The organism is Labrys sp. HAY1-8F, from assembly GCF_056754975.1.
Window position 1 is genome coordinate 2,012,228 of record NZ_JBPGWZ010000002.1, and the last position, 13,581, is coordinate 2,025,808.

Consider the following 13,581-nt stretch of genomic DNA (forward strand, 5'->3'; position numbering starts at 1 on the left):
CCTAGTGATGCCGCGCTTGATTGTGATCACAATCAGCAGAAAAATCGACGATATGTCAACAAATTTTGGGATAATTTTATATACTGTGATCACACTTTAATTGTGAGATCGACATTTCCTCCGCGGACAGCTCGCAGCAAAGCCCGGCCTGGAGGTCGAACGGCCCTCGGGCGCAACCCAGCCGGTCACGCTCTTCGGCGATCTACGACGGAAAGTCGGGGGCAGCCGTCCGGCCAGCCCGCCCGCTCAGGCGTGCGGCGGCAGGGACGCGCCGTCCATGCGCGTCTTCAGCCAGTCGCGCGCCCGGTAGTAGCGCAGCGTGAGCTGGGGCCCGAAGCTCATATAGAAGGGCGCCTTGTGCAGAGGCTCGACCTTGAGCGAAAGATCCAGCGCCGGCACGTCCAGCGCCCATTCCGAGAGGATGCCACCGAGCATGCTGCCGGTGGGTACGCCTCGCCCCGAAAGGCCCGTAAGGGCGACGATGCCGGGCGCCAGGCCGTAGAGACGGGGAATGGTCCTCGCCTGCATGTCGAGCTCGCCGAACCAGAAATATTCCCAGCGGATCTCCTGCTTGATCTGCGGATGCAGCCATTTCAGGCGATCGCTCATCACCTGGTGCGTATAGGCAAGGTCACGCCCGCGTCGCCCCATCGGGAACATCGAGGCGACGATACGGCCCTCGGCATTGTATTTGTAGACATAGATGTCGCCGCGGCCGTCATGCATGGTAGTATTCTCAGGCAGGACGGAGCGGCGCTCCTCCTCGCTGAGCGGCTGTGTCGCCGCCACGAAGACGCGCATGATCTTGAAGCTCTGGTCGAGCTTCGGCCAGCCCTCCACCGTATAGGCGCCGGTGGTGAAGATCACCTTGTCTACAACCACGCTGCCATCAGCGGTGTGGGCCACCCAGCGCGTACCTTCGCGCGTGACGTTGGTCACCTTCGAACCCGTATGCAGCACGCCACCTTCCTGCTGCACCGCCCGCGCCAGGCCACGCGCATAGCCGAGCGGATTGAGATGGCCCGCCTCACCGTGGAACCAGCCGCCGTGGAAACGCGGGCTGCCGGTGATCGCTTCCACTTCCGTCTTGTCGACGAAGCGGGTGCGGGCGCCGACGGCGTTGTACTGCTCGACCTTGCGCTTGATGGCGTCGATGGCACCAGGCCGAGCGGCCGCCTGGACATAGCCGTTCTGCTGCCACTCGCATTGGATCTGGTAGCGCTCGATCATGGCGCTGACACGGGCATTGGCCTGGGTCTGCCGGGCGATCAGCCTTTCGGCCCAAGGCTCGCCGAGCAGCCGGCGCAATTCGGGCAGGCTGAAATGGGTGAAGGTCGGCGTACAGTGCCCGGCATTGCGGCCGGACCCGCCGAAACCGGCTTGCTCGGCCTCCAGCAGCACCACACTGACGCCCTTGCGCACCAGTTCGAGCGCGGTGGTGAGGCCGGTATAGCCGGCGCCCACGATGCAGACGTCGGCCTGGACACGCCCTGTCAGCGGCATGGTCTGCGGCGCGGAAGCGGCCGTCGCATACCAGAGCGTCGCGTCGAAGGGAGAGAATTTCGACATGGCCACTCCTCAGTTCAGGTCGCTTCGGGCATCTAGGGCATCGCGCAACCCATCGCCGATGAAGTTGAAGCTGGTGACGGCGAGCGTGATCGCCACGCCCGGCACGATGGCGAGCCAGGGCGCATTGGCCAGATATTGCTGTGCCCCGTTGAGCATGTTGCCCCAGCTCGGCAGCGGTGGCTGGATGCCATAGCCCAGAAAGCTCACATAGGCCTCCAGCAGGATGGCACGGGCCACCGTCAGCGTTGCCGCCACGATGATCGGGCCGATGACGTTGGGCAGCAATTCCCGGAACATGATCCAGCTGTTCGACAGCCCCACCATGCGCGCGGCCAGGACGAAGTCGCGTTCACGCAGCGAGCGCACCTCCGCCTCCACGATGCGCGCCACCTCCATCCAGCTGGTGACGGCGATGATCACGGTGATCATCAGGGGGCTCGGCTTGATGAAGGCCGCCAGCGTCAACAGAAGGAAGATGCTCGGAAAGGACAGGAAGGCATCGACGAAGCGCATCAAAGCGGAACCGGCCCAGCCGCCATAATAGCCGGCGGTGACACCGATGACCGTGCCGAGCGCCGTGCTGAGAAGCATGGCGAAGAAGCCGACCAGCAGCGAGATGCGCCCAGCCATGAACAGGCGGGCGGCGAGGTCACGGCCGAGGGGATCGGTGCCGAAGATATGGTAGCCGGTGAAGGGCGGCGCGAAACGAGCTCTCAGATCGATGAAGAGCTCGTCATAGGGCAGCAGGCGCGGACCGAGGATGCAGGCCACCGTCAGGATGACGATCATCGCTACGCCCACCATGGCGAGCCTGTGCCGGCAGAAGCGCCGTACCGTGCGGTTGCGCCACCAGCGCGGCTTCGGAGAGGGCGATGCGGGGGAAAGGGTTGCTGAGGCCATCACTATTCTCCCTAACCGAGCCGAATGCGGGGATCGACGAAGGCGACGAGCAGGTCGGCGATCAGATTGCCGATGAGCACCAGGATCGCCGAAAACATCAAAAGCCCCATGATCACCGGATAGTCGCTGTAGCCCAGGCTATCGAGGAACAGCCGGCCCATGCCCGGCCAGGTGAAGACGGTTTCCGTCACCAGCGCCCCGCTCAGGATGGTGGGTATCTGCAGGCCGGCCAGGGTGATCATCGGCAGGAGGGCATTGCCGATCACGTGCTTGACCAGCACGCGGCGCGGCTTCAGCCCCTTGGCCTTGGCCGTGCGCACGAAATCCTGGTTGATCACGTCGAGCGTGGCCGTGCGCATGTAGCGACTCCACACCGCCACATTCACCAGGGCCAGCACGATGCTGGGCATGATGAGATGGATGGCATAGTCGGCGAAGCTGCCGTCCCCTACCGTGAACATGTTGCCCGCCGGCAGCCATTTCAGCTTCAGCGAGAAGAGGTAGATCGCCACCAGGCCGAACCAGAAGGTGGGAATGGAGAGCGCCACCATCGCCCCCACCGTCGCCAGCGTATCGAACAGCGAATAGCGGCGCGTCGCGCCCATCACCCCGATCCAGGTGCCGATGACGATGGAAATCAGGGTTGAAAAGCCCATCAGCAGCAGCGTGGCGAAGAGATGCCCGCCGATGATGGAGAGCACCGGCTGGCCGTCACGATAGGAGCGGCCCCAATCGCCCTGCACCAGACGCCAGAACCAGTCGAGATACTGGATCGGCAGCGGACGGTTCAGGCCCATCTGCTCGGCGATGCGATCGAGCGCCTCCTTGGTCATGCCCGGCGTGAGCGTGTATTGCGAAAGCGGTCCACCCGGCGCCAGATTGAGCACCGCGAAGCCGATGACCGAGACCAGCAGCAGCAGGATGAGGCTCTGCCACAACCGGCCAGCGAGATAGCGCAGCATGGGATCGTCTCCACTCGGCCGGCCTTATGGGCCGGCTGTCAGCAGGGTGGCGGGCCAATGCAATCGCTTCGGGTTGAGACCCCGGCCCACTCCCCTTCCCCGGAGGAGGGAGGGTAGGACGGAGCTCGTCTAATCCAAGCAATTGCCCCGGGGCAGCAGGCCTATTTGGCCCAGCGCCAGGTGTTGACGTTCCAGCTGTCGATGCGGTTGTTGATGTTGGGCAGGAAGCCCTCCACGCCCTTCTTGCGCCCACGCACGGTGGCGTATTGATAGATCGGCAGGAAGGGCAGGTCGGTCCGCATGATCTCCTGGATCTTGAAGTAGAGCTTGCGGCGCTCCTCCGGCACGAAAAGGTTGCCGGCCTCCTTCAGGAGCTTGTCCACTTCGGGATTGGCATATTGCCAGGTGTTCTGGCCGTTACCGCCCTTCGCCCCGCTCGAAGTCGACATGAAATAGTCCGAGGTATCGGGATCCGGCCCGGTGATGAAGTTGATGCCGACGACAACGCTGTCGAATTTCGACAACATCCAGTAGTCGCCCCACATCACGGCCGGCGGCAGGTTGGAGATCGTCATCTCCACGCCGATGTCCTTGAAGGATTGCTGCATGAATTGCTGCACCTGCTCGCGCAGATGGTTGCCGGCCGTGGTCGAATTGCTGAAGGACAGGCGCACACCGTCCTTGGCGCGGATGCCGTCGGCGCCGGGCACCCAGCCAGCCTCGTCGAGCACCTTCTTGGCCTTCTCGGGATCGTAGTCCTGCTTGGGAAGGTCCGGATTGTAGTAGAAGGACTGCTGCGGCATGTAGGATTCAGTCGGGGCAGGCAGGCCGTAATAGAGCGCCTCGATGATCGTCTTCTTGTCCAGCGCGTGATAGAGCGCCTTGCGGACGGCCGGGTCCTTGAACTGCGGGCGTTCCATATTGAATCCGACCGACTCGATGGTCGCATTCGGCACGACATCCACGACCTTGCCCTCGAGGGTCTTGGCTTCCTCGTAGTGGTCGGCCGTGATCCATTGCAGGCCCAGGACATCGACGTCCCCGGTCTTGAACTGGGTGTACATCACCGTCATGTCAGGGATGTATTTGTAGACGACGCGCTCCAGATAGGGGCCTTCGCCGAAATAATCCTCGTTGGCGGCAAGCTCGATATAGTCGCCGGCGACGCGCTTGCTCCACTTGAAGGGCCCGGTGCCGACGGGCGCATTGTTGAAAGGCGCCGTATTCTTATCGGCAGCCTCGGCCAGGATGTGCTTGGGCACGATGAAGGTGGAGGCGAGGATCGAGGGATAAGGCGCGAACGGCTTGTCCATGCGCCAAGTGATCTCGGTGGGCGACACCACCTTGAGATCGCGCACATGTTCGTGGCCGGTGCGCCGCCAGCTGCGGAAGTTGGGGTCGACCATCAGTTCCAGCGTGAACTTGACGTCCTCGGCCGTGAAGGGCTTGCCGTCATGCCATTTCACGCCATCGCGCAGTTTCACCTTCCAGCTGAGACCGTCGGCAGAAATGCCGCCATTCTCCACGCTCGGCACCTCTACGGCGAGGGAGGGCGTGAACTTACCTTCGGGGTCCACGTCGAACAGCGGATTGAACACGCTGTAATGGATGCCCTCGTCCACTTCGATGTGGAGCAGATGCGGATTGAAGACGGTCGGCTCCTGCGAGAAGCTGATGACCATCTGGCCCGACGGCTTGTCCTTGCCGGCCGCCAGGGCCTCCTCCCGCCCGAGCAGGGCCGGCATCAGCAGCGCCGAGGCGCCCGTTGCTGCCATCAGGCCGAGAGCCTGCCGCCGATTGGGATGGGGAAACTGGTTTCGCTCTTGTTTCGACATGATGGGTTCCTCTGGAGAGTGACGATATTTTTATAATTATTGCAGTTGGTTGCCGGCCCGAGGCTCGCTCGGGCCGGCAGGCTCAGAACCCGCTGATCAGCTCGATCTTTGATCCATCCGAGAAGCGGGAGAAACGGAAATTGGCTGGGTCGACCAGGGGCGGTCGCCCCGTGACGAGATCAGCCATCAGCTTGCCGGCTGCCGGGCCGATGCCGAAGCCGTGGCCGGAAAAACCAGTGGCGATGTGAAAGCCGGGTATGGCCTCGACCGGTGAGATCACCGGCACGGCATCCGGCGTGACGTCGATATAGCCGGCCCAGCGCTGGGCGATCTCCGCCTTGGCGAACACGGGGAAGGCCTTGGCGAGATTGGCCAGGGCGATGTCGGTCAATTCCTTCGCCGGCTCTGGATCCAGCACGCGGCAACGCTCGAAGGGGCTAACCTCGTCCATCGCCCATTGCTTGGGCACACGGGCTTCCTCGAAAAAACGGCCCCCGACCCTCAGATTGAGCGAGCGCCACTCCTTGCGCAGGGCCGGCAGGAAGTCGAAGAAGAAGCGGAAGCTGTTGGGCACGATGTCGACGACGTTCTCGTGCCCGGAGGCAATGGTGTAGCCGCCATCGGCACGCTTGCGCACGGCGAAGCCGTTGGACCAGATCGCCGGCCCCGGCCCGCCTTCGAGCGGCTTGGTGCGCAGGACCGAGTTCTTCACCTGCAATTGCGGCAGGCGAATGCCGAAACGGCCCGAGAACAGGCTCGACCAGGCTCCGCCGGCCAGGACGACGGCGCTGCAGGCGATCGGGCCACGTTCGGTAACGACGCCGCTGATCGCTCCGCCCGATGTCTCCACGCCGCGCACGGCGCATTCGGTCAGGATGGCAGCACCCTTGCGCCGGGCGGCCTCGGCGATCAGAGGGGCGGCGCGCTGCGGCTCGGCCCGCCCGTCCTCGGCCGTAAACAGAGCGCCCTTGATGTCCATGGTCGTGCCGGGAAACATCCGCTTGTATTCGGTGCCCGAGATCATGCGGGAGTCGAGCTGGTAACCGTCGAGATTGCGGTTCCAGCGCTCGTGGTCGGCATATTCCTTGTCGTTCTCACAGGTGAACATGATGCCGGCGCGGGTATAGCCGGTGTCTCCCTCGACCCGCTGGTCGAGCGTCTTCCAGATCCTCAGCGCCTCGGCCATCAGCGGCACTTCACGCGGGTCACGACGCGAGATGCGCACCCAGCCCCAATTGCGGCTCGACTGCTCCTGGCCGATACCGCCCTTCTCGCAGAGCGCGACCTTGAGGCCGCGCTCTGCCAGTTCGAGCGCCGTCGAGGCGCCGATGATGCCGCCGCCGATGACGACGACATCGACCTTGGCGGGGAGCGTCGCATCGCCTTGAACGGGTATGACAGTGGGGCCGGGCATGTCAGTAGGACTCTTCGAGCTGGCAGTTGATGGTGAATTCGGCGACGCTGGCTTCGTTGGGCAGTTCGATCAGCATGGCAATGATGCGGGCGAGATCGTGCGGCGAGGTCATCTTCTCGGCGGCGCGGTCGGTCAGGCCGAGGGCCATGTCGGTGGCGACGAAGCCCGGGCAGATCGCGGTGGCGCGGATGCCGCGCTCGAAGCCCTCATGGCGGATGCCGTGCGCCAGTGCAACGGCCGCATATTTGGAGATCGAATAGAGCCCGGCACGCGAGGATTTGACCCGTTTGCCTGACAGCGAAGCGATGACGATCACCCGCCCGCTCCCGCTTTCGGACAGCGCCTGCCAGGCTGCCTTGGCTAGACGCCGCGGCGCCTTGACGTTCACGGCCAGCATCGCGTCCAGGTCCTCGTCCTCGGCCTCGATGACGTTCTTAGGTATCATGATACCGGCATTGGCAATAACAGCATCGATGCGCCCGAAACGCTGCAGGGCCGCCTCGGCCCAATCGGCCTCCGCCTGGGGATCGACAGCGTCATAGGCCTGCAAATGGACGTGGTCTGGATCCGCCCAGGCGGGTTGCTCCGGATGCCGCATGCCCAGTGAGAGCCGCCATCCCCGACGCGCGAGTTCGGCCGCCGCCGCCTGCCCTATGCCCCGATTGGCGCCCGAGATCAGGGCTACCCTCTGCTCACTCATGCCACTTGTCCTTCCTTGTCGGCACCGTTCCGAGGCGGCATGCCTACGAAACGGCAATAGGCCCGCTTCAGGATGTCCATCACCTGTCTCTGCTCATGCTCGGGAATGAAGTCGAAGAAGCGTTTCGACTGCTCCGTCGCCAATACGCGCACCTTGGCGGCGAGCTCCGCGCCCGCCGGCGTGATGTAGAGTTCGTGTGCCCGGCTGTCGTTGGACGAGATCCTGCGGGTGAGCAGCCCCTGCTCGATCATGTGGTCGACCAGCCGCCCCATGGCGGAGCGGTCCTTCATCACCAGATGCGCGATCACCGAGGGGCGGATGCCGGGATGGCTGTCGACCAGCAGCAACGTGGTGACCTTGCCGGTGCCCTTGGCCACTTCGAGCCCGTCGAGCCATTCGTCGAGGTCGCGCGACACGGCCAGGCTGATCACCCGGATATAGAAGCTCAGCGTATCCTCAAGCACGTCGAGGTCGATATGCTCGGGTAGCGTCGGCGGCTTGGCCCGTGTTTCCTTCATGCGGCAGGCTCCCATTCGCTGCCCGGAATGGCTGCCACCAGGCGCTTGGTGTAGTCGTTCTGCGGCCTGCGGAAGACCTGCGCCGGCGGCCCGGACTCGACGATCCGGCCCTTGAACATCACCGCGACCTCGTCGCAGATCTGGCTCGCGACGCGCAGATCATGGGTGATGAAGATCATGGCCAGATGCATCTCCTTCTGGATGCGTGCCAGCAATTGCAGGATCTGGGCCTGGATCGAGACGTCGAGCGCCGAGACCGCCTCGTCGGCGATCAACAGGACGGGATCGAACATCAGCGCGCGGGCAATGCCGATGCGCTGGCGCTGGCCGCCGGAGAATTCATGAGGAAAGCGGTCATAGGCGCCGGCGTCGAGGCCGACGCGGCCGAGCAGGCCGACGGCCTTCTCCTTGGCCTTGCCCGCGGCCATGCCCTGCGCCATGGGGCCGACGGTGAGGATGCGCCCGATGGTGTGGCGGGGATTGAGCGAGGCATAGGGATCCTGGAAGATCATCTGGATGCGCGGACGCAGCGGCCGGAACTCATCCTCGCGCAAGGGCGCGATGTCCCGCCCTTCGAACAGGATGCGGCCCCCATCGCTGCCCATCAGCTTCATCAGCACGCGCCCGAGCGATGACTTGCCCGAGCCCGACTCCCCGACGAGCCCGAGGGTGCAACCTTGCCGGACAGAGAAACTGACATCGTCGACGGCACGCACCGGCGTGCCCTTGGCGAAGAAGCGCCCCTGGCCCTGGTAGGTCTTGCTGATCCCATCGGCCTCCAGGATGACAGGGGGCAGTGCGGCAGGGATGGCATCCTCGGCCACCATGCGCGGCACGGCCGCAATCAGCGTCTTGGTATAGGGGTGCTGCGGATCACGCAGAACCTGGGCAGCCGTGCCCTGCTCCACCAACCGGCCCTTTTCCATCACCACGACACGGTCGGCGATCTCGGCCACCACGCCGAAATCATGGGTGATGAACATCACGCTCATGCCCTTGCGGCGCTGGATCTTGCGGATGAGCTCAAGGATCTGGGCCTGGGTGGTAACGTCGAGCGCCGTGGTCGGCTCATCGGCGATCAGCACGTCCGGATCGAGGGCCAGGGCAATGGCGATCATCACGCGCTGGCGCTGGCCCCCGGAGAGGCGGAAGGGATATTGATGGCGGATGGTAGTGGGATTGGGCAGCCCGACTTCGCCGAGGAGTTGGACGACCTTTTGCTGCCGCGCGGCCGGCGTGCCCACGCCATGGGCCTCCATCGCCTCGGCGATCTGGTCGCCGATGGTCATCAGCGGATTGAGCGCCGAGAGCGGATCCTGGAAGATGATCGAGACAGCCCGGCCCCGCAGGTCTCGCAGCTGTTCTTCCCGGGCCGCAAGCAGGTCCATGTTTTTGAACAGGATGCGCCCGCCCGTCACCGTCAGCGATGTCGACAGCAGGCCCATGATCGTGTTGGCGGTAACGGATTTGCCCGAGCCGGACTCACCGATGATGCAGAGGATCTCGCCGGCCTTGAGCTCGAAGGAAATGTTCTCGACGGCGTAGGGCCGTTCCATGTTGCGCGGCAGGCTGACGGTGAGCTTGTCCACCGATAGGATGGTCGCGCCCGGGGCTTTCGGCTCGGCGTCGGAGACCAGCATCGTGACCATCCTTCCCAATCACCGGCGGGGTGCTTGTACCCCGTCCTCGATATAGTGGACGATTACAACTAATTTTGTCAGCAGCGCCAAGCAGAAATTTCAGGCAGCGAAGGTGTCGCGCTGCCGCAATCCGGGGCAGGCCGATCAGGCGGCCTTGGTCTGGATGCCGGAGAACGAACCTGGCAGCAGGCGGAAATAGGCCAGCCCCTGCCCCGCACCGCGCGCCACCAGGAAACCGATCAAGGCGAGCCACAAGCCATGATTGCCGAGAGGCTGCAGCAGCCACCACAGCCCGAAATAGCAGGCGAGCGCCACTGCCATCAGGTTGCGCATGGCTGCGTTCCAGGTGGCACCGACATAGACACCGTCGAAGGTGAAGGCGAGCGCGCCCGCGACAGGCGTGATGGCGGCATAGGGCAGGAATTGCCGGGCCAGCTCGCGAACCGAGGTGCTGGTGGTCATGAAATCGATGAAAGCCCCGCCCGCCACGAACAGCAGGGCAGACATGCCGATCGCCAGCGCCAGGCTCCAGATCACCGAATAGCGCACGGCCTTTTCGAAGGACGGCCGGTTGTTGGCACCGATCGAGCGCCCGCTGAGCTGTTCGGCCGCGGTGGCAATGCCATCGAGAAAATAGCCACCGACCAGGAAGAAATTGTTGAGGATGGCGTTGGCAGCCAGCGTCACATCGCCGGCCAGCGCGCCCTGGCGCCCAAAGAAGACGAAGGCTGCCAGCAAGGCGAAAGTGCGCAGCATGATGTCACGGTTGATCGCGATCATGCGCACGAATTTGGCCTTGTCGAAGACCAAGGTGCTGGGCACACCGAGCCGCCCGCCGAAATGAGCTGCGACCACGGCGAGGCCAGCGACGACGCCGGCCGTCTCCGCCAGGGTGGTGGCCCAGGCCGTACCCGCAACGCCCCAGCCCATCGCCAGCGTGAACACGACACAGAGCAGGATGTTGACGAGGTTGATGCCGATCTGCAGGAACAGGCCGGTGGTGGTCCGGCCCAGCCCGATCAGCCAGCCGAGCACGGCATAATTGGCAAAGGCGAAGGGCGCGGACCAGATGCGAATGGCGAAATAGATCTCCGCCGCATGGGTCACCTCGGGTGAGGCACCGAGCAGCGGGAAAGCGACCGCCGCAATTGCGCGCTGCAGTGCCACCATGGCAAGGCCGAGCACGGCGGCCATCACCAGCGCCCGCAGGAACACCGCCCGCTGCTCCAGCCTGTCGTCGGCACCGACGGCTTGCGCCGTCAGGCCGGCGGTGCCCATGCGCAGGAAGCCGAAGCCCCAGAACAGGAAGTCGAACAGGAGGGCATTGAGAGCCACCGCCCCGAGCAGGGCCTCGCTGCCGATCTGGCCGATCACGGCGGTGTCGACCAGCCCGAGCAGCGGCGTGGACAGATGCGCCAAGGTCATCGGCGCGGCGATGCCGATGACGATGCGGTGGCTGACGGGAACGGGACGGACGGGAGTATCGATCGAAGCGGCGGGCATGGGCGGTGATTTTCCTCACGCCTTGGTAGCCTCAATCAAGAGTCATTCCAAGGTGCCCGTCCAAGCCCGATTGCCGTTCCGGTCAGGTACCGCTTCCGGGAGCCGATTGCGCCAGGTGCAGCGCCCCCTGCCCCGCATCGTCCTTCTCGATCTCCTCGGTGAGTTCACGACCCCGCGTCTCAGGCAGCAGGGCGATGGCGAGGAGCACGAAGAAATACGCGCTGACCGCGGTGACGGCCATGGCATCGCGCAGCAGGAGGACGCCACCTGCCGTCATCAGGCCGATGACCGTGGGAAAGAAGGCACCGGCGGCCCGGCCGAAATTATAGGCAAAGCCCTGGCCATTGCCCCGGATGGCGTTCGGAAACAATTCGGTGAAATAGGGCCCGAGCGCGCTGTAAATTCCCAGAGCGGCAAAGCCGAGCACGAAATCGAGCGCAAACATCACCACCCCGCCACCCGGCAAATAAAGGAAGGCCGGTATGAAGATCCAGTTCAGCAGGGCAAAGAGCAGGAAGTTGCGGCGGCGGCCGATGGCGTCGCACAGATAGGCGGCGACGATATAGCCGACGAAGGAGCCCACGGTGAGAACGAACATGTGATAGCCCACGCCCACCGTGGAGATTTCCCGTACCGTCTTCAGGAAGGTCGGCAGCCAGATCACCATGGAAAAGCCGCCCGCCTGCACGCCGAAGGCCAGGAGCGAGGTCAGGCAGGTGGTGCGGAGATAGCGCCGGTGGAAGATCATGAACGGGCTGGCGGGCGCTTGCCCGGCCTGCACCCTCTTCTCCCTCGCCGCCAGAAAGACAGCGGGCTCGGGGACGCCGCGCAAGGCAAGCAGGACGAGAATGGCCGGCGCCGCGCCGAGCCAGAACATCCAGCGCCAGGCCTGCGTGTCCGGCAGGGTCGCGAACAGGATGGACGAGAGAACCGCCGCAATGGCATAGCCGATCGCATAGGCGCTCTGCACGGTTCCCACCGCCTTGCCGCGATATTCGGAACGGATGATCTCACCCATCAGGACCGAGCCGGCAGCCCATTCGCCGCCGAAGCCGATGCCCGACAGGATGCGGGCGGCGAGCAACTGCTCGAAGGAGTTGCAAAAACCGCTCAGCACGGTGAAAAACGAAAACCAGAGGATGGCGAGCTTCATGACGCGCACGCGCCCGATCCGGTCGCTCAGGATGCCGGCCGCCCAACCCCCGACGGCGGAGGAGATCAGGGCCGAGGTTCCGAGAAAGCCAGCCTCGGCATTCGTCATGCCCCACACTGCGATCAAAGTGGGGATGAGAAAACTGTAGAGCTGGGTGTCAAGCGCATCGACGGCCCATCCGCCGAAACAGGCATAGAGCGTCTTGCGCTCGGTACGATCGAGACTGGTAAACCAGGCGAACATGCATTCCTCCCTGCTTCCGGCCTTGTGTTGAAGGCTGCGCGTCCAGCTCCGTTGGCAGGCGCGAGCGTGGGGCCGGTTATGTCGGTACGCGTGGATCGGTGCGGCGCAGGCGCCCGCATTCGGGAGCCCGAAGGCGCCACAGGAGCAGAACGCTGCCCTGGGGCGCTGCTCAGGCTGCCCGGAGGACGAGTTCCTCCAGGCCGAGCACACGCGCCGTATTGGTCGAAACCATCCGGCGGATCGCCTCGTCGGAATAGCCGAGCTCCAGGCACAGCCGGACGCCGCGCCGGAACCCTTCCAGCGGGCTGAACACACCGACCTGTCCGAGATCCGAACACAGGATGGTGCGGTCGATACCGGCCGCCTCGATCTGCTGGCGAAGATCCTCCGCCGAGCGGGTCTTGAACTTGGATCCTTCCAGAAACATGCAGAGCGAATGCTCCACATAGGCACCCATGGCGGCGATGCCCTTCACATCCTCCAGGCTCGCGCCGACGATGTCCTCGGGGTGCGTGAAAATCAGGCGCTCGACACCGCGGCGCTGGGCTTCCTCGAACAGGATCCAGGTCTCGCTGACATGCAGGTGGCCGCTGGCAAGCGCCATGCGGTTGCGGGCGATGACGTCCAGGACGTCCTTGACCTCATCGAGCACCTGCCTGTTGGCGTCGAGGACCGGGACCGCCCGGGCCGGCCGCATCTTCTGGGTCGAGGCCGGATGCGACCAGGAGGATGTCTTCTCCCATTCGAGATGATTCTCGGCGGCCAAGGTCGGCATCCAGACGACCTTGCCGCCCATCGCCGCCGTATGCTCGACGGCATGGGGGTTGATGCCCCCCACCACATTGTTGAGCACGATGCCGGAAAAGACCTTTGTCGTCAGTTCCGAATGATGCCGGGAAATCAACGCCGCCGTCGCCACGCCGGCATAGTCATGGTCCTTGGTGACCACCGCCGCAAAGCCCGCCTCCGACATCTGGCGGGCCAGTTCCAGGTGATCGAGGCCGCGCGGCGCGATCGAAGGCCCGCTATGCACATGAGGATCGATCGCGTCTTTGAGCAGCGCGTCGATGCGCTGGGTATCCCCGGTCGATCCGGTATCGATGGTCAGTGCATCCATGGTCTTGGCTCCCTAGAGAAAAGCGCG

11 protein-coding genes are annotated in these 13,581 nt (G+C 64.3%); all 11 read right to left on the reverse strand.

Going from position 1 to position 13,581, the window contains the following annotated elements:
* Window positions 1-246: 246 nt before the first annotated feature.
* The 11 genes from ACR9ZN_RS18345 to ACR9ZN_RS18395 all read right to left on the reverse strand — a co-directional run bounded on the left by ACR9ZN_RS18345 (window position 247) and on the right by ACR9ZN_RS18395 (window position 13,554).
* Window positions 247-1,569, reverse strand: coding sequence for an NAD(P)/FAD-dependent oxidoreductase (locus ACR9ZN_RS18345; protein ID WP_454815627.1), 1,323 nt, complete (start codon window positions 1,567-1,569; stop codon window positions 247-249).
* A 9-nt stretch (window positions 1,570-1,578) separates the two neighbouring features.
* Entirely contained in the window at window positions 1,579-2,469 is an 891-nt protein-coding gene (locus ACR9ZN_RS18350; RefSeq protein WP_454815629.1) for an ABC transporter permease, read from the reverse strand.
* Between the two features lie 11 nt (window positions 2,470-2,480).
* Window positions 2,481-3,431 (reverse strand): ABC transporter permease, encoded by a 951-nt coding sequence (locus ACR9ZN_RS18355; RefSeq protein WP_440726107.1) that lies wholly within the window; start codon window positions 3,429-3,431, stop codon window positions 2,481-2,483.
* Between the two features lie 161 nt (window positions 3,432-3,592).
* Complete coding sequence (locus ACR9ZN_RS18360; protein ID WP_481272842.1) at window positions 3,593-5,266, reverse strand: peptide ABC transporter substrate-binding protein; 1,674 nt, start codon at window positions 5,264-5,266, stop codon at window positions 3,593-3,595.
* 82 nt (window positions 5,267-5,348) lie between these two features.
* A complete protein-coding gene (locus ACR9ZN_RS18365) occupies window positions 5,349-6,680 on the reverse strand; it encodes an NAD(P)/FAD-dependent oxidoreductase (protein ID WP_454815634.1) in 1,332 nt (443 codons plus the stop codon).
* Window position 6,681: 1 nt separating this feature from the next.
* Window positions 6,682-7,380 carry an SDR family NAD(P)-dependent oxidoreductase gene (locus ACR9ZN_RS18370; protein ID WP_454815636.1) on the reverse strand — a complete coding sequence of 233 codons (699 nt, stop codon included), beginning with the start codon at window positions 7,378-7,380 and terminating at the stop codon, window positions 6,682-6,684.
* Complete coding sequence (locus ACR9ZN_RS18375) at window positions 7,377-7,898, reverse strand: MarR family winged helix-turn-helix transcriptional regulator (RefSeq protein ID WP_454815638.1); 522 nt, start codon at window positions 7,896-7,898, stop codon at window positions 7,377-7,379. The genes ACR9ZN_RS18370 and ACR9ZN_RS18375 overlap by 4 nt, the downstream gene beginning before the upstream one ends.
* Window positions 7,895-9,538, reverse strand: coding sequence for an ABC transporter ATP-binding protein (locus ACR9ZN_RS18380; protein WP_481272843.1), 1,644 nt, complete (start codon window positions 9,536-9,538; stop codon window positions 7,895-7,897). The genes ACR9ZN_RS18375 and ACR9ZN_RS18380 overlap by 4 nt, the downstream gene beginning before the upstream one ends.
* A gap of 144 nt (window positions 9,539-9,682) precedes the next feature.
* On the reverse strand, window positions 9,683-11,041 hold the full coding sequence (locus tag ACR9ZN_RS18385; RefSeq protein ID WP_481272844.1) for an MATE family efflux transporter: 1,359 nt from the start codon (window positions 11,039-11,041) through the stop codon (window positions 9,683-9,685).
* 82 nt (window positions 11,042-11,123) lie between these two features.
* A complete protein-coding gene (locus ACR9ZN_RS18390) occupies window positions 11,124-12,437 on the reverse strand; it encodes an MFS transporter (protein WP_481272845.1) in 1,314 nt (437 codons plus the stop codon).
* 169 nt (window positions 12,438-12,606) lie between these two features.
* Window positions 12,607-13,554 carry a DUF6282 family protein gene (locus ACR9ZN_RS18395; protein WP_454815646.1) on the reverse strand — a complete coding sequence of 316 codons (948 nt, stop codon included), beginning with the start codon at window positions 13,552-13,554 and terminating at the stop codon, window positions 12,607-12,609.
* Window positions 13,555-13,581: the final 27 nt, after the last annotated feature.

Coding starts and splice junctions, on each gene's coding strand:
- ACR9ZN_RS18365 (WP_454815634.1), bottom strand. CDS start 6,680: ATGCCCGGCCCCACTGTCATACCCGTTCAAGGCGATGCGACGCTCCCC.
- ACR9ZN_RS18370 (WP_454815636.1), bottom strand. CDS start 7,380: ATGAGTGAGCAGAGGGTAGCCCTGATCTCGGGCGCCAATCGGGGCATA.
- ACR9ZN_RS18355 (WP_440726107.1), bottom strand. CDS start 3,431: ATGCTGCGCTATCTCGCTGGCCGGTTGTGGCAGAGCCTCATCCTGCTG.
- ACR9ZN_RS18395 (WP_454815646.1), bottom strand. CDS start 13,554: ATGGATGCACTGACCATCGATACCGGATCGACCGGGGATACCCAGCGC.
- ACR9ZN_RS18380 (WP_481272843.1), bottom strand. CDS start 9,538: ATGCTGGTCTCCGACGCCGAGCCGAAAGCCCCGGGCGCGACCATCCTA.
- ACR9ZN_RS18385 (WP_481272844.1), bottom strand. CDS start 11,041: ATGCCCGCCGCTTCGATCGATACTCCCGTCCGTCCCGTTCCCGTCAGC.
- ACR9ZN_RS18375 (WP_454815638.1), bottom strand. CDS start 7,898: ATGAAGGAAACACGGGCCAAGCCGCCGACGCTACCCGAGCATATCGAC.
- ACR9ZN_RS18345 (WP_454815627.1), bottom strand. CDS start 1,569: ATGTCGAAATTCTCTCCCTTCGACGCGACGCTCTGGTATGCGACGGCC.
- ACR9ZN_RS18390 (WP_481272845.1), bottom strand. CDS start 12,437: ATGTTCGCCTGGTTTACCAGTCTCGATCGTACCGAGCGCAAGACGCTC.
- ACR9ZN_RS18360 (WP_481272842.1), bottom strand. CDS start 5,266: ATGTCGAAACAAGAGCGAAACCAGTTTCCCCATCCCAATCGGCGGCAG.
- ACR9ZN_RS18350 (WP_454815629.1), bottom strand. CDS start 2,469: ATGGCCTCAGCAACCCTTTCCCCCGCATCGCCCTCTCCGAAGCCGCGC.